The sequence below is a fragment of the Burkholderia sp. Bp8994 genome (genome assembly GCF_003853805.1).
Taxonomy (GTDB): Bacteria; Pseudomonadota; Gammaproteobacteria; order Burkholderiales; family Burkholderiaceae; genus Burkholderia.
The window spans coordinates 83,068-99,196 of record NZ_QTQH01000009.1; the positions used below are offsets into that span (position 1 = coordinate 83,068).

General features: G+C 69.7%; 13 protein-coding genes. 5 read left to right on the top strand and 8 right to left on the bottom strand.

The window, feature by feature from the left end:
• Positions 1–230 precede the first annotated feature (230 nt).
• The 3 genes from DIE04_RS11595 (at position 231) to DIE04_RS11605 (ending at position 3,057) form a co-directional block, all read left to right on the top strand.
• Positions 231–1,256 carry an ABC transporter substrate-binding protein gene (locus DIE04_RS11595; RefSeq protein WP_124521997.1) on the top strand — a complete coding sequence of 342 codons (1,026 nt, stop codon included), beginning with the start codon at positions 231–233 and terminating at the stop codon, positions 1,254–1,256.
• A gap of 116 nt (positions 1,257–1,372) precedes the next feature.
• Complete coding sequence (locus DIE04_RS11600; protein ID WP_044845376.1) at positions 1,373–2,683, top strand: MFS transporter; 1,311 nt, start codon at positions 1,373–1,375, stop codon at positions 2,681–2,683.
• Positions 2,684–2,781: 98 nt separating this feature from the next.
• Positions 2,782–3,057 carry a YlcI/YnfO family protein gene (locus tag DIE04_RS11605; RefSeq protein WP_124487682.1) on the top strand — a complete coding sequence of 92 codons (276 nt, stop codon included), beginning with the start codon at positions 2,782–2,784 and terminating at the stop codon, positions 3,055–3,057.
• A gap of 217 nt (positions 3,058–3,274) precedes the next feature.
• On the opposite strand, the gene DIE04_RS11610 is transcribed toward DIE04_RS11605, so the two are convergent.
• A complete protein-coding gene (locus DIE04_RS11610; protein WP_185500346.1) occupies positions 3,275–5,086 on the bottom strand; it encodes a sensor histidine kinase in 1,812 nt (603 codons plus the stop codon).
• Positions 5,083–5,730, bottom strand: coding sequence for a response regulator transcription factor (locus tag DIE04_RS11615; RefSeq protein WP_124487681.1), 648 nt, complete (start codon positions 5,728–5,730; stop codon positions 5,083–5,085). Before DIE04_RS11615 ends, DIE04_RS11610 begins: the two co-directional genes overlap by 4 nt.
• Before the next feature lie 307 nt (positions 5,731–6,037).
• Here DIE04_RS11615 and DIE04_RS11625 point away from each other — a divergent pair, with 307 nt between their 5' ends.
• On the top strand, positions 6,038–6,490 hold the full coding sequence (locus DIE04_RS11625) for a hypothetical protein (RefSeq protein WP_044845373.1): 453 nt from the start codon (positions 6,038–6,040) through the stop codon (positions 6,488–6,490).
• Between the two features lie 102 nt (positions 6,491–6,592).
• Positions 6,593–8,611 (top strand): VTT domain-containing protein, encoded by a 2,019-nt coding sequence (locus DIE04_RS11630; RefSeq protein WP_124521999.1) that lies wholly within the window; start codon positions 6,593–6,595, stop codon positions 8,609–8,611.
• A 15-nt stretch (positions 8,612–8,626) separates the two neighbouring features.
• On the opposite strand, the gene DIE04_RS11635 is transcribed toward DIE04_RS11630, so the two are convergent.
• The 6 genes from DIE04_RS11635 to DIE04_RS11660 all read right to left on the bottom strand — a co-directional run bounded on the left by DIE04_RS11635 (position 8,627) and on the right by DIE04_RS11660 (position 16,025).
• On the bottom strand, positions 8,627–8,956 hold the full coding sequence (locus DIE04_RS11635) for an addiction module antidote protein (protein ID WP_044845371.1): 330 nt from the start codon (positions 8,954–8,956) through the stop codon (positions 8,627–8,629).
• The gene (locus DIE04_RS11640) at positions 8,953–9,285 is read right to left on the bottom strand and encodes a type II toxin-antitoxin system RelE/ParE family toxin (RefSeq protein WP_044845370.1); all 333 of its coding nucleotides are present in this window, start codon (positions 9,283–9,285) and stop codon (positions 8,953–8,955) included. Before DIE04_RS11640 ends, DIE04_RS11635 begins: the two co-directional genes overlap by 4 nt.
• Positions 9,286–9,643: 358 nt before the next feature.
• A complete protein-coding gene (locus DIE04_RS11645; protein WP_124487679.1) occupies positions 9,644–10,198 on the bottom strand; it encodes a protein tyrosine phosphatase in 555 nt (184 codons plus the stop codon).
• A 187-nt stretch (positions 10,199–10,385) separates the two neighbouring features.
• A complete protein-coding gene (locus tag DIE04_RS11650) occupies positions 10,386–12,863 on the bottom strand; it encodes an alpha/beta hydrolase fold domain-containing protein (RefSeq protein WP_124522001.1) in 2,478 nt (825 codons plus the stop codon).
• Positions 12,850–14,577, bottom strand: a complete 1,728-nt coding sequence (locus DIE04_RS11655; protein ID WP_124522003.1) for a GMC family oxidoreductase — start codon at positions 14,575–14,577, stop codon at positions 12,850–12,852. Before DIE04_RS11655 ends, DIE04_RS11650 begins: the two co-directional genes overlap by 14 nt.
• 26 nt (positions 14,578–14,603) lie before the next feature.
• Positions 14,604–16,025, bottom strand: coding sequence for a coniferyl aldehyde dehydrogenase (locus DIE04_RS11660; protein ID WP_124522005.1), 1,422 nt, complete (start codon positions 16,023–16,025; stop codon positions 14,604–14,606).
• Positions 16,026–16,129: the final 104 nt, after the last annotated feature.

Sequence of the window (16,129 nt, forward strand, 5' to 3'; positions counted from 1 at the left end):
GTTTGCAGGGTGAGGGGTTAGGGGTTTTCCCGGGGGCGGGATGTCAGTATTTTCTCAGACTCGCTCGATAACCTGTGTTCAGCCGGAGCAAGCGACGACGGCATTAATACCAGAGGAGACGGCAACATGCAGCATGTCACGGGCACGACGAAGGCGCGGCCGGATGCACGGCGTAGCCTGACGCCGGCTGCCACGTTGCCGCTGGTCGCGCGCCGCATGGAGGCATGCGCATGAAGACGTCGCCGCGCCGCCGCGCGTTGCTCGCCGCCGGCCTCGGCATGCTGGGCGCGCTCGGGGCGCCGTCGCCGGTGCGCGCGAAGCCACGCACGGTGCGGATCTCGAAAGGCTATGGCGTGTTGTACCTGCCGCTGCTCGTGATGGAGAAGCAGCGCCTGTTCGAGCGGCATGCGGCGCGGCACGGCCTGCGCGACGTCGCGGTCGACTGGGTGCTGCTCGACGGCGGCAATTCCGTCAACGACGCGATGATGGCCGGCACGCTCGATTTCGCGGGTGCCGGCGCGCCGGGCTTCATCGAGCTGTGGGCGCGGGCGCGCGGGATTCCGAACGTCGAGGTGATCGGCATCAGCGGATTGTCCACGACCTCGCTGTCGCTCAATGCAAACCGTCCGGGCCTGACGTCGCTGCGCGACTTCACGCCGTCCGACCGGATCGCGGTGCCGGGCATCCGCACGTCGCTGTCGGCGGTCGTGCTGCAGATGGTCGCGAGCCGGCAGCTCGGCGCGCGGCATTTCACGCAACTCGACTCGATCACCGTGAACCTGCCGCATCCGCAGGCGATGCAGGCGCTGATCCGCCGCGAGAACGGCGTCACCGCACACTTCACGTCGCCGCCGTTCTCGACCCTCGAATTGCGGCAGCCGGGCATTCATCGTGTCGTGAATTCGGTCGACGTGCTCGGCCCGCTGACGCTCGACGTCGTGTTCGCGCCGAAGCGGCTCGTCGATACGGAGCCCGCGCTGGCCGCGGCGTTTCTCGGTGCGCTCGACGAAGCGAACCGCCTGATCGCGCAGGACCCGCGCGCGGCGGCCGCGCTGTATGCGGCGTCGTCGGGTGTCGCCGTGTCGCACGACGATGTGATGCAGATGCTCGCCGCGCCTGACACGCGTTTCTCGGTGCAGCCGAACCAGCTGATGGACTACGTCGAATTCCTGTATCTCGCCGGCACGATCAAGGCGAAGCCGCGCGCGTGGCACGAGATGTTCGCGCCGATGCTCGACGACTACCGGACCGGCTGACGACGGCGGCCATCCGTTTCCGGATCCCGATTTCATCGAACCCAACCGCGCCCGCGCATGCATCGCGCGCGGCGCCGATTCAACCGACAAGCAACCGCTTCACGGAGGAGCCCGCAGTGAATGCCACCGAAACCCTGGACCCCGCGTCCGCCGAAGAGCAGCGCATCATGTCGAAGATGGCGCGGCGCCTGATGCCCATCCTCGTCGTGATGTTCCTGATCGCGTTCATCGACCGGCAGAACGTCGGCTTCGCGAAACTGCAGATGGTGCACAGCCTCGGGATGACCGAGGCCGCGTTCGGTCTCGCGTCGTCGCTGTTCTTCATCGGCTACCTGCTGTTCGAGGTGCCGAGCACGCTCGCACTGCATCGCTACGGCGCACGCGTGTGGCTCGCGCGGATCATGCTGACGTGGGGCCTCATCACCGTGCTGATGGGCTTCACGACGTCGATGCCCGCGTTCTGTTCGCTGCGCTTCCTGCTCGGGATCGCCGAGGCCGGCTTCTATCCGGGCGTGATCTATTACCTGACGCTGTGGTTCCCGCAGAGCTATCGCGCGAAGGTGCTCGGCATCTTCACGCTCGGCAGCGCGCTCGCGAACATGCTCGGCTCGCTGGTCGGCGGCGTGCTGCTGAGCCTGAACGGCGTGTGGGGGCTCGCGGGCTGGCAGTGGGTGTTCGTGGCGACGGGTATCCCGGCGGTGATCGTCGCGATCGTCGTGTTCCGCGTGCTGCCGGCGTCGTTCCGCGAGGCGCCGTTCCTCGACGAACGCGAGAAGCAGATCGTCGCGGCCGCGCTGGAGCGCGAGAAGCCGGCGCAGGCCGAGCATGCGCAGCCGTGGAAGGCGCTGCTCGATCCGCGCGTGATGCTGTTCGCGGCGACCTACATGCTGATGTCGACGTCGCTGTACGGCGTTACGTACTGGCTGCCGACGCTCGTGAAATCGTTCGGTGTGTCGAGCAGTACGAACGGTTTGCTGAGCATGCTGCCGTGGGCGCTCGCGGTGGTGCTGCTGGTGTGGCTGCCGTCGAAGCTGCGCCGCGCGAAGAGCATCCTGCGCACGATCGCGATCGTCGCGGCGCTCGGCGCGCTCGGCTTCCTGCTGAGCCTCGTGCTGCCGTCGACGCCGCTGCGCTTCGTCGCGCTCGTGCTGGGCGGGGCGTGCATCCCGCTGCTGTATCCGTGCTTCTGGTCGATGCCGCCGCGTTACTTCACCGGCGCGCGTGCGGCGGCGAGCGTCGCGGCGATCAACTCGATCGGCAACCTCGGCGGCTTCTTCAGCCAGAACCTGATGCCGTTCGCGGGCAAGGTGACGGGCACGGCGTTCGGGCCGATGATCGTGCCGATCGTGTGCCTCGCGCTGCTCGGGATCGGCGCGCTCGTCGCGTGGACGCGCTCGGAGCGGGGGATGGTGGCGGCGCGGGTGTGATGGGCGGCGGCGGCCGGGGGCTGCGGTATCGCGCAGTCCCTGCTGCCGATCGGGCCGATGTGCTACCGTGCATGCGTTCCGCATGCATGGAGAGCGAAATGAAAACGACGGCGATGTCCGTGCTTCGAGTCGATCGCAAGTTGCTCGAGGCAGCGGAAAGCGTGTTGGAGGAAAACGAGACGCTGTCCGCGTTCGTCGAATCGACGCTGCGCGCTGCCGTCGCACGCCGACGAACGCAGCGCGAGTTTGTCGCGCGCGGCCTGGCGTCGGCCGATGAGGCGCGGCGTACCGGTGAATACGTCGATGCCGCAGAAGTCCAGGCCAGCCTTGGGACGATGCTGAATGCCGCGCGTGCAGCGACGACAACCGGTTAGACGAGCGGGGTGAGCGACGGGCATGGTCGGTGAATACGTCGATGCCGCAGAAGTCCAGACCTGACCTGTGACGATGCTGAAAGCCGCACGTGTAGCGTTGGCAACTGATTAGACGAGTGGTGGCGATCGACGGGCACGGTCGAACAAGTCACGATCCTCACCGTTCGGCATCAGCGGGAAGAGGACTACCACTGACCCCCATGGCAGCACACCGCCGCTACTGCTTCGCCCTTACCTCTTCCGTCCGTGACGTCCCCCGTCCGTCATGCGCAATCGCCACATGCGCCGACGCCACCGGAATATCCACCTCCACCGTCGTCCCTTCGCCGAGCGTCGTATCGATCCGCAGCGTGCCGCCGACGAGATACGCGCGCTCGCGCAGGCCGACCAGCCCGAACGATCCCGACTTGCGCGGCGCACCGGGATCGAAGCCCGCACCGTCGTCGCGAATCGTCAGCGCGATCATCTCGTTACGGTAGACGAGCGCCACGGTCGCGCTCGACGCGGCCGCGTGCCGCGCGACGTTCGCGAGCGCTTCCTGCGCGATACGGAACACGGCCGTCGCATACGGTTCGTCGAGCAGCAATTCGCCCGGCTCGACGTGCAGCGCGCACGCGATGCCGTGACGGCGCTGGAAATCCTCCACGAGCCATTGCATCGCGGCCGCGAACCCGAGGTCGTCGAGCATCAGCGGACGCAGGTCGGACGCGATGCGCCGCGTGGCCGTCACCGCGCCGCGCGCGAGCGCATGCATCGCCGCGATCTTGCGCGCCAGCGGCGCGTCGTCCTGCGGCACGCGGTCGAGCAGCCATTCGAGATCGTTCTTCAGCGCCGCGAGCGTCTGCGCGAGTTCGTCGTGCAGTTCGCGCGCGATGCGGCGCTGTTCGGCCTCGCGTGCGCTCGCGCTGATCGCCGCGATCTCGCGCAACTCCTCGCGCGACGCCTGCAGCGCCCGCTCCGCGCGCACGCGCTCCTCGACTTCGCGCCGCAGGTCGCGGTTCGACGCGCTCAACTGCGCGGTGCGCGCCGCGACGCGCTGCTCGAGCCGTTCGTTCGCCTCGTTGAGCTGCGCGCTCTTCTGCACGACGAGCAGGTGCTGATAGCGCGCGCCGGCCAGCGCGCGCACCGTCTGCGCATGCAGCCGGCCGTTCTCGAACAGCAGCGCGAACAGCACGACGCACGATGCGACGAGGCCGTAGGTCCGCCCGGCGTAGAAGCCCAGGTCGAAGCGACCGTGGTTCAGCATCGCCGACAGCGCGATGTCGAACAGCCAGGCGACGAGCACGATCATCACCCACAGATCGAGCACCGAATGACGACGCCGCAGCCGCCACATCAACACGAGCGCGGCGAGGTTCAGTGCCCAGACGATCGTGATCGCGTGCGTCATCGTCGACGCCATCCGGTTGCCCTGCATGATGCGCGGCAGCAGGTCGTGGCCGGCGGTCGCGAGCAGCGCGAGCGCGACGGTCGCGCCCGCGGCCGACGCGATGCAAAGCAGGATCGGAATCGCCGCGCGACGCTGCTCGAGCGACGGCGGTCGCGCGCGCGCCGCCGCGCGCAGCAGCACGTACGCGGCGACCGTCAGCGGAAAGCCGCCGTGCCAGAACAGATAGAGCCACGCGGTGGTCTGTTCGCCCGCGCCGAGCAGGCCCGTCGGCGAGAACAGCCCAGGAAAGGTCAGCATGTGCGTGCCGGCCATGAAGCCCGTGAACAGGTAGCCGCCCGCGAGCGCGAGCAACGATTTCTCGCGCAGGATCGCGTACTGGCCGAGCAGCAGGCCGGCCGTCACCATGTCGTTGATCACGATCGCCGACTGGTACACGGGAATGAAGCCCAACACGCGCGCGAGCGGCACGCCCGCGAACGGCGCGAGGGCGGCGAAGATCACGGCCGACACGATCACCGTCGCGATCGCGAGCCGCCGCTCGCGCCGGTCGGGCGGCAGCGACGACATGAACAGGCGCGACGGATCCGACGCGTCGTCGTCGTCGGGGGCGGCGGAGCGGACGCGGAACGCGGGCATCATGCGTCGTCGACGCCGAGGTCGAGATCGTGGCGCATCGCGTAGCGCACCAGCGCCGCTTCGTGCGGCAGTTCCATCTTCTCGAGGATGCGGGTCTTGTAGGTGCTGACCGTCTTCGCGCTCAGCGTGAGTTCCGCCGCGATCCGCGTGACCGTCTGGCCCGCGACGATGCGGCGCATCACGTCGAGTTCGCGCGCGGACAGCCGCTCGTGCGGCAGCATGTCGGCCGGCGTGCGCAGCGTGCGCGCGAGGCTCTCGGCTGCCGACCGGCTCACGTACACGCCGCCCGCCGCGACCTTGATGACGGCCTCGACGAGTTCGGCGGTCGCGCTGTCCTTCGTCAGGTAGCCGGTTGCGCCGGCCTTGAACGTGCGCGCCGCGTACTGCGCCTCCGCATGCATCGTCAGCACCAGCATGCGCAGCGACGGCGCATGCGTCCTGACCAGCCGGATCAGCTCGATACCGGTCGGCGCGGGCATCGACAGGTCGAGCAGCAGCACGTCGGCGGCGCGACGCTCGGCCAGCGCGAGCGTGGCCGCGCCGTCGCTCGCCTCGCCGACGATTTCGAAACCGCCGGCCGTTTCCAGGATGTGACGCAGTCCGTCCCGCATGACTGCGTGATCGTCAGCCAGCATTACCCTGATCATCTAGCGGTCCTCTTCGGGATGATGCCGCGGGCTGCTCCGCCGGTAGCCGCCGCGGCCGTTCTTCTGACCAATATATTCCGCCGAAACCAAAAATGGTGCACCTGCGGGATATTTTTGAGATACGAGAGTGTCGAATCTGTCTTGAAGCGAAATAATCGGCGTGAAATGGTACAGGCGATAGGGCCAGATGGGGCGGGTATTCCCGAGGAATGGTCGCCGCCGTGCGGGCGGCATGCGTCGCGGACCGCCCTGATTCAGAGATAAACTGGTGCCTGATTGCACCGTCCCGACCCGAGGAGCCGCCACGATGATCGATCTCGCCGACATCCTGCCGTCCGCGTTGCCCGACGCCGTCGCGTGGGCTGACGCGCAGGCGGCCCACGGGCTCGCGCAGGGCGTGCCGCTGACGCCCGCGCAGGCCGACGACGCGCGCACCGTGGGCGTCGCCCGGCCGGAGCGGATCCGCGTCGTGGTCGCCGACCGGCTGCCGTTCCCGGACACGCCGGCGCTGGGCGCGATCGCGCGCGACACCGGCCTGTTGTCGCCGGGGACGATCGGCCTCACGCTCGGCCATGCGGTGTTCGTGCTGCGCGGTCACGACACGCGACGCCTGCTCACGCACGAATTCCGCCATGTGCATCAGTACGAGGAAGCGGGGTCGATCGGCGCGTTTCTCGCGCGCTATCTGCACGAGATCGCGACCGTCGGCTACCACGACGCGCCGCTCGAGGCCGACGCGCGCCAGCACGAGTTCGACTGACGCCGCCCGCCGGCGCGACCGCGCGCACACGCCGATGAACCTTCCCCACGCCACCGCCGGCCCGGTGCAGACACGCCGCGCCGCCACGCCGCGCGGCCTGCGATGAGCGACACCATCCACGCATGGCTCGGTGCGATCGGCGCGCATCCGGCGCTCGTGCTGGCGATCGTGTTCGCCGCCGCCTGTGCCGAGGCGATCGCGCTGATCGGCACGGTCGTGCCGGCCGGTGCCGTGCTGTTCGCGGCCGGCACGCTGATCGGCGCGGGCGCGCTCGACGGCTGGACGGCGATCGGCGTCGCGGCCGCCGGCGCGATCCTCGGCGACGGGATCAGCTACGAGCTCGGACGCCGCTACCGCGGCGCGATTCGAAACGGGTGGGTCCGGCTGGGCTATGCGGATGCCTATGCGCGCGGCGAGCAGTTCGTGCTGCGCCACGGGACGAAGAGCATCGTGCTCGCGCGTTTCCTGGCGCCGGTGCGCGCGGTCGTGCCGGTCGTGGTCGGCTGCGCGACGCTGCCGCGCCGGTCGTTCTACCCGGTCAATGTCGTGTCGGCGCTGATCTGGGCGCCCGTGCACATCGTGCCGGGCATCCTGTTCGGCGCGTCGGCGGTGCTGGCCGCCGCGATCAGCGTGCGGGTCGCCGCGATCCTGCTCGTGATCGCCGCGCTGGTCGCGCTCGTGTGGATCGGCGTGCGCGTCGCGCTGCGGCGCGGCTGGCCGTTGCTGCGCCGCGCGGCCGGCGCGGCCGTGCATGCATGCGCGCGCCGCTGGCCGCGCGTCGGCGGCTGGCTGCACGACGCGATCGAGAAGGGGCGCCGCCTGCCGGGCGTGGTGCCCGTGTTCGCGCTGCTGTTCGTCGGCTGCGTGTGGCTGTTTGCCGGCATCGTGCAGGACGTCGTCGCGAACGATCCGCTGATGCACGCCGACATCACGGTGTATGCGTTCCTGCAGGACCTGCGCACGCCGCCGGTGGATGCCGCAATGCGCGCGCTCGCGGTGCTGCACGGACACGATACGGGGCTGATCGTCGCGGCCGCGTTCCTGGTCTGGCTGATGATCCATCGCTGCTGGGTGACGTCCGCGTGGTGGCTCGCGACAGTCGGCATCGCGGTCGTGCTCGTGCCGGCGTTCGGCACCGGCCTGCCCGGCATGACGCCCGCGAGCCTGCCGCCCGGCGCGCCGCACGTGCCGCTGCCCGACGCCGACGCGGCGTTCGCGATGCTCGCGAGCAGCGGCATCGGCTGGGTGATCACACGCGACCGGCCGGCGCTGTGGCGCATTCCGGTCGTGACCGCGGTCGTGTTGTGGATCGTGCTGGGCGGCTTCGCGCGGCTGTACGTCGGCGATACGTGGCTGTCGGGTCTGCTCGGCGGCTGGAGCCTCGGGCTCGCGTGGTTCGCGGTGCTGGCGGGCGCCTATGCGTACTGGCAGGTGCGCGAGCATGTGCAGCCGCGGGGCGCGCTCGTCGCGGTGCTCGTCGTGCTCGCGACGGCCGGCGTCTGGACCGTGCCCGCGCAATGGCAACTCGATCGCGCCGCGCGTCCGCACGTGGGCGACGTCGTCGCGATGACCGTCGATCAATGGATGCGCGGCGGGTGGCCGCGCGTGCCGACGCGGCGCACCGAGATCGGCGGCGATCGCGAGGAATATCTGCCGTTGCAATGGTGCGCGACGTCGGACACGCTCGATCGCCATCTTTCGCTGGCCGGCTGGCAGCGCGCGACGCCGTGGTCGGCCGCCGCCGCGCTGCGTTGGCTGCTGCCGCAGGGGCCGGCCGATGCGCTGCCCGTGCTGCCGCGCTATACGCACGGCGAGAGTACGCGCCGCGTGTTCGTGCGTGTCGATCCGGCCCGTCCGGACAGCCGCCTCGTGCTGCGGCTGTGGCGTTATCCGTACGCGCTGCAGGATGCGCTCGGCACGCGGCCGCTGTGGTACGGCGCGCTGTATCGCGAGACGCTGCATCGGCCCGCGGGGCTGATGACGGTCGTGCGCACGACGACGATCGACGATGCGGCGACGATCGCGCAGGCGCTGCAGGTCGAGCCGACGCTCGCGCGGCCGCCGGCGGGGATGAGCGGGGCGCCGGCCGCGGTGCTGCTCGTGTGGATGGTGCAGCCTTGAAGCGCGTGCGCCGCGTTATGCGTGCGACGGTTGCGCGGGGACGACGGACAGGCGCAGGCCGACCGTCTTGAGCACCGCGAGCAGGGTTTTCAGCGTCGGGTTGCCGTTGGGCGACAGCGTGCGATACAGCGATTCGCGGCTGATGCCGGCGTCGGCCGCGACCGCGCCGAGCCCGCCATACGCTTCCGCGACCGTGCGCAGCGCGAGCAGCGCGGCCGCGCGGTTGTCGGGGTCGTCGAGCGATTCCATCGCGACGCGCAAATAGGCCACCGCGAGCTCGCGGTCCGCGCCGAGTTCGGCGACTTCCGCGTCGTGGTGCGATACCGCGCCTTTGAGCTTGTTCATGCTTGCCTCCGTTTCCAGTCCAGCCAGTGTTCCTTCGCATGCCTGATATCGTCGGACTGGCTGTGCTTGTCGCCGCCGTACAACAGCAGCACCAGCGCACTGCCGTACCGGCCGAAGTACACGCGATAGCCGGCACCGACGTGGATGCGCAGTTCGATCACACCTTCACCGACGGGCTCGCAATCGCCGAAATTTCCGGTCTGCACGCGACGCAGCCGCTCGCGAATCCGCGCCTGGGCGACCTTGTCGCGCACGGCGTTCAACCATTCGGTGAAAGGCTCGCGACCGTCGGCGCGCTGATAGCGAAGCAGTTCGAACTTGGAGAGCATTGTAGCTTATAAGTTACATGAAGGGCATGGATATCGGCGTGATTGCGTTGTGGGCCCGATGAGGCGGATGACGTGAAACGCACGCGGGCCGACTGCCGAATCGAGACGAAGCACGACGCGAAGGCGCTGCGCGGGAATGCCTGCAGTGCCTTCGTGGCTCGGGGTGTCGGGCGGCGAGACCGGTTGCCCGAATGAAAATCATTCTTTGATTCGGGGCGTCGGATGACGATTCGGCCGAACGGCTGATCTCGTCGGCGCGTACGGGAAACGCGCCGTGCGGGGGAGGGACTGCTCAAACGATCGGACCGCCGGTGCCGCCGCGTGACGCGACGGTCGACCCGGCGAGTCCGGCCCTGCGTTACTGCTTCGCCGGCGCGGCCGTCGCGACCTTGTCGAGCGCGGCCGGGATGAACGTGTCGAGCTGCGCGGTCACCGATTCGTAGAAGTCGATCGGCTTGCCCCACGCGTCGGGTACGTCCTTGTGCACGCCGGTCGCGTATTCGGCAAGCGTGAAGACCTTGCCGGCGGCAGACGGATAGAGCGTGAGCACCTTCTCCTTGTGCTTGTCGGTCATCGTCAGGATCACGTCGGAGTGCTTGACGTCGTTCGCATTCAGTTGCACCGAACGATGCGCGGACGTGTCGATTCCGCGCCGCTTCATCAGGATCACACCGTTTTCCTCGGGCTTTTCGTCATACGGATCCTCGTCGACCGCGCGCGAGATCACGGCGATATGCGCGTGCCGTTGCGCGATCAGTTGTCCGGCGATCGCTTCGGCCATCACGCTGCGTCCGGTATTGCCCGTATCGACGAACGCGACCTTCTTCGGTTCCTCCGCGAATGCCGACGTCGCGCACTGGACGCCCAGGCAACAGAGCAGCGCAAGCGTCTTGAGGATGGGGCCTTTTTTCATTGGTGTCTCCGCCAGGGTGGGGTGGTCGTCGCCGCGGCACGACGCCGAGGCTGGCGGAGATCATGCCGGCCGCGCATGCCGGAAAAAAATAAACGGCCGGTTTTGGCAAGAGGGTGTCGCATTGTTGCAAGCGGGTCGATCGAGGCAGTCGCGCTCCGCAGCCTCGATCGCCGGCATCACCGGATCGTCACGTCGCGACCGCCGTCGCCGCCACCCGCCGCGCGGCAAATCCCGCCAGCGTCCGCAACGCGTCCCGCCCCGAGCGCAGATAGAACGCCTGCAGATGAAACACATGCCAGCGCGCGGCATGAATCTCCAGCCGGCACGGCACGCCGCAGGCGAGCGCATGCGACGCGAGTCGCTGCGCGTCCGACAGCAGCACTTCCTGGTCGCCAGCCTGCACCAGCATCGGCGGCAGTCCACGCAGGTCGGTGTCGAGCGGGCCGGGCGCTGCAGCCGAGCCCGCGCCGTGATACCAGCGCAGCCCTTGTTCGAGCCAGCCGCGACGGATCATCGGATCGTCGTGGCGGCGCGATGCGAGCGTGTCGCCGCCGAGCGTCGGGTCGGTCACGGGCGAGATCAGCAGCAGCGCGGCCGCGGCGGGTTCGCCGCGCTCGCGCAGCGCGATGGCGAGCGCCAGCGCGAGCGCGCCGCCGGCCGAATCGCCGGCAATCACGATCCGGTGCGGCGCGTAGCCTTGCGTGCGCAGTGCATCGTATGCGGCCAGCGCGTCGTCGAGCGCCGCCGGGCTCGGGTGCTCGGGCGCGAGCCGGTAGTCGGGCACCCACACCGGCAGGCCGGCTTCGGTCGCGAGCCGCGTCGTCACGCCGCGATGCGTATGCGGGCCGCCGAGACAGAACGCGCCGCCGTGCAGATAGAGGATCGCGCCGCCCGCCTCGCCGCGCTTCGGCGCGATCACTTCGACCGGCACGCCGGCGGCGGACGTCCGGTAGCGCAGCGTGTCGCCTGTGCCCGGCATCAGCGGCGACAGCAGCGCGACGACGCGGCGCTGCATGCGCGCGCCGAACGGCGGCCCGATCAGCGGCCGGAACGCGACGCGCAGAAAGCCGCGCAGCGACGCCGCGGCGAGTGCTTCCACGCGGCCGGCGGGCGGCGCGACGACGGCACCGTGCGTCGTCGTCGGGGTTGATGTGGGTGTCGCCGTGCCGGGCAACGGCTGCGTGAAGCGATACGCGGACAGCCCCGTGAAGCGCGTGATCCATCGATAGGTCAGCGTGAAGCCGGGCCAGTTCGTACTGTTGTGGCCCGACGCGTCGACGTACCAGCTCTTGCAGCCGCTCCACACTGAGCCTTCGAGCCGCTGCTGCACATGCGTGTTGTAGCGCCGGTAGCGGCGCGGATCGACGTCGATCGCGCACGCGCCGTCGCGCCGCATCGCGCGCACGCAGCGCATCACGTGCGCGATCTGGCTTTCGAGCATGTAGACGATCGAGTTGTGGCCGAGGTTGGTGTTCGGGCCATACAGCATGAAGAAGTTGGGGAAGCCCGGCACGGTGAGCCCGAGATACGCCTGCGCGCCGCGCCGCCAGGCGTCGTTCAGGTCGAGCCCGTCGCGGCCGGTGATGCGCATCGGCGACAGGAACGCGGTCGCCGCGAAACCGGTGCCGTAGACGATCGCGTCGACCGGATGGTGCACGCCGTCGTCGGTCTCGATGCCGGTCTCGGTCACGCGCCGGATGCGCTGCGTGACGAGCGCGACGTTGTCGCGGCCGATCGCGGCGAGGTAGTCGCTCGACAGCAGGATCCGCTTGCAGCCGATCGGATAGTCGGGCGTGAGCCGTTCGCGCAACGCCGGGTCGCGCACGTCGCGCGCGAGCAGCTTGCGGAACGGCCGGCCGACCGCGATGTCCATCAGCCCGTGCAGCCGCGTGAACGCAATCGCACGCGACTCGTAGCGCACGTAGATCGACGCGCGATGCAGCTTCATCGCCCACGGCAGCCGGCGGAACAGCGCCCGCTCCGACGGACGATAGGCGCGGTCGGGACGCGGCATCACGTAGGCCGGCGAGCGCTGGAACACGACGAGGCGCTCGACGTCGCCGGCGATCGCGGGCACGAACTGGATCGCCGACGCGCCGGTGCCGACCACCGCCACGCGCTTGCCCGCGAGCGGATAGTCGTGATCCCAGTGCGCGGAGTGGAAGGCGCGGCCGCGAAACGTGTCGATGCCGGGCAGGTCCGGCATCGCGGGGCGGCTCAACTGGCCGGTGCCGCTGACGAGCACGGCAGCGCTGAGCGTCGTGCCGTCGGCGAGCGTGACGTGCCACAGCGCACGGGCCTCGTCATACTGCGCGCGTTCGACGTTCGCGCCGAAGCGCAGGTAGCGTGCGAGGCCGTACTTGCGCGCGCAATGCTGCAGGTACGCATGGATTTCAGGCTGCGGCGCGAACACGCGCGACCAGTCCGGGTTGGGCTCGAACGAGAACGAGTACAGATGCGACGGCACGTCGCACGCGGCGCCCGGGTAGCGGTTGTCGCGCCACACGCCGCCGACGTCGTGCGAGCGCTCGACGATCACGAAGTCGTGAATGCCGGCGCGCTGCAGCGCGACGGCCATGCCGATGCCGGCGAAGCCGGCGCCGATGATGATCGCCGACAGCGGCGCGGCCGGTGCGGCGGGACGGGATGCTTCAGGCGACGACATGGCGGTTTTCCTCGGGCAGGATCGCATCGTGCGGCGCGCACGACGCGGGAACAGTGTCACGATGTGCCGGCACGGCGGCCGGTTCGCGTCCGGTGTCGGCCGCGGCGTGTAGCGGCACACGCCGCACGCCGCGGATCAGGTCGATGGCCTTCTCGGCGATCATGATCGTCGGCGCGTTGGTATTGCCGCCGATCAGCGTCGGCATGATCGACGCATCGACGATGCGCAGCCCCGCTACGCCATGCACGCGCAATTGCGGATCGACGACCGCGAACGCGTCGCGCCCCATCCGGCACGTGCCGACCGGGTGATACACGGTGTCGGTGCGCCGGCGCAGCACGTCGCGGATCTCGTCGTCGGTCGTCACGTTCGCGGTGAACAGGTCGCGCGTGATCCATTCGGCGAGTGCCGGCGCCTCCATCAGCCGGCGCGTGATGCGGAAGCCGGCGACCATGTCGTCGAGATCGCGCGGATCGTCGAAGAACGCGGGGTCGATGCGCGGCGCGGCGAGCGGATCGGCGCTGTGCAGCGTGACCGAGCCGCGGCTGCGCGGCCGCAGCAGGCACACGTGGCACGACAGTCCGTGGCCGGCGTGCAGCCGGCGCGCATGATCGTCGACGAGCGCGACGACGAAGTGCAGCTGGATGTCGGGTGCATCGAGGTCGGCTCGCGTCTTGAGGAAGCCGCCGCCTTCCGCGAAATTCGACGTCAGCATCCCGCGCCGCTCGCGGCGAAAGTGCGCGAACTCGCGCAGCATGCGCAGCCCGCCGCGCGCGGACACGCCCATCGTGTCGACGCTGCGCGCGCGGTAGCCGAGGATGAAGTCCGGATGATCCTGCAGGTTGCGGCCGACGCCGGGCAGGTCGGCCCGCACCGGGATGCCGAGCCCCTGCAGTTCGCGGGCCGGACCGACGCCCGACAGCATCAGCAACTGCGGCGTCTGCAACGCGCCGGCCGCGAGTACGACTTCGCGCCGTGCGCGCAGCGTGCGAACCTCGCCGCGCTGCCGTACCTCGACCCCCGTCGCGCGCGTGCCGTCGAACAGGATGCGCAGCACCTGCGCGTGTGTCTCGACCGTCAGGTTGTCGCGGCGGCCGACGTGCGGCAGCAGGTACGCGCGCGCCGCGCTCCACCGCTCGCCGTGCTTCTGCGTGACCTGATAGAGGCCGACGCCTTCCTGCCGCGCGCCGTTGAAGTCGTCGGTGAGCGGCAGGCCGGCCTGTCGCGCCGCTTCCAGGTAGCGCGCATGGAACGGGTTGCCGGTGCGCAGGTCGCTGACCCACAGCGGGCCGTCGCGGCCGTGAAAGGCGTCGTCGAAGCGCTCGTTGTGCTCGCTCAGGCGGAAGTAAGGCAGCACGTCGTCGTAGGACCAGCCTTCGTTGCCGAGCGCGGCCCAGCCGTCGTAATCGACGCGATGGCCGCGAACGTAGACCATCGCGTTGATCGCGGACGAGCCACCGAGCGCCTTGCCGCGCGGCTGATAGCCGATGCGCCCGCCGAGCCCCGGCTGCGGCACCGTGTCGAATGCCCAGTTGTTCATGCGGGTCGGCAGCATCGCGACCGCGCCGGTCGGCACGTTGACGAGCGCGTTGTCGCCGCGGCCACCGGCCTCGAGCACGCAGACGGTGACGGCCGGGTCCTCGGTGAGGCGCCCCGCGACGACGCAGCCGCCCGATCCGCCGCCGACGACGATGTAGTCGAAAGTCTTGCTCATGAAATCGTCTCCCGATGGTCGATGGGTCAAGCGATGCGCGTGAGCACGCGCAGCAGCAGGTCGAAGGTTTTGCCGTACGGCGGGTGGAACAGCGCGGTGCCGCTGCGACGCGCCTGGTGGAACACGGGCTTGTGATGGCTGAACGTGTCGAAGCCCCATTTGCCGTGATACGCACCGATGCCGCTCGGGCCGACGCCGCCGAACGGCTGGTGTTCCTGTGCGAGATGCCACAGGCAGTCGTTTACCGTGACGCCACCCGACACCGTTTCGCGCAGCACGCGATCGCGGCGCGCGGCGTCGCGGCCGAACCAGTACAGCGCGAGCGGGCGCGGCCCGCGGTTCACGCGCTCGATCGCTTCGTCGAGATCCGCGTATTCGACGATCGGCAGCACGGGGCCGAAGATCTCCTCGCGCATTACGCGCATCGTGTCGCGCGCGCCGAGCACGAGCGTCGGCGCGAACTTGCGCGAGCCGGCGGGGAAGCGTTCGCCGGCCGGATTGACTTCGAGCACGCGTGCGTCGCCTGCGCGCGCATCGTCGACCAGGGCCGCCAGACGGTCGCGGTGGCGCGCGCCGATGATCGCCGTGTAGTCGGGGTTGGCGAGGAGGGTCGGGTAGCGGCGCGCGATCGCGTCCGACAGGCGCGCGGCAACGATCGGTGCGGTGCCCGCCGGCACCAGCAGATAGTCGGGCGCGATGCAGGTCTGGCCGGCATTGAGCAGCTTGCCGAACGCGATGCGCCCGGCCGCGTGTGCGACGTCGCACGACGGATCGAGGATCGCCGGCGACTTGCCGCCGAGCTCGAGCGTGACGGGCGTGAGGTTCGCGGCCGCAGCTTGCGCGACGTCGCGGCCGACCGCGGTCGAGCCGGTGAAGAACAGATGATCGAACGGCAAGCGCGCGAACGCCTTCGCCGTGTCGACGTCGCCGGTGACGACCCGCAGCTCGTCGGCATCGAACGCGTCGGCGACGAGCGTCTCGAGCAGCGCCGACAGCTGCGGTGTCAGTTCCGACGGCTTGACCAGCACGCGGTTGCCGGCAGCGAGCGCCGCAACCGCGGGCCCGATCGCGAGTTGCAGCGGATAGTTCCACGGGGCCATCACGCCGACGACGCCGCGCGGTTGCGGCGCGATCCGGTTGTAGCCGGGCCGGAAGTGCGCGGCGGTCGGCACGCGGCGTTCGCGCATCCAGTGCCGCAGATGCGCGCGTGCATGGCGCAGGCCGCTTCGAACCACGAATAGTTCGGCGAGCCGCGTTTCGTGCGCGGAGCGTCCGCCGAAATCGGCGTCGATCGCACGCACGAGCGCGGCTTTGTGCGTATCGAGCAGCGCGCACAGGCGATCGAGCCGCGACAGGCGGATCGCGAGCGGCGGGGCGGGATCGCGGGCACATGCCTCGCGCTGGTGTTCGAAGCGGGCGGCGAGGTCGGGTGGGCGACTCGGTCGCATGGTGTCTCCTCCGGGGGCGTTGACGTCGTTCGGGCGACGACTGATGACGCCGATGGTGCGGGCCGCATGGGAAAACACCAATGCTGCTTCGGGACAATTGTTTT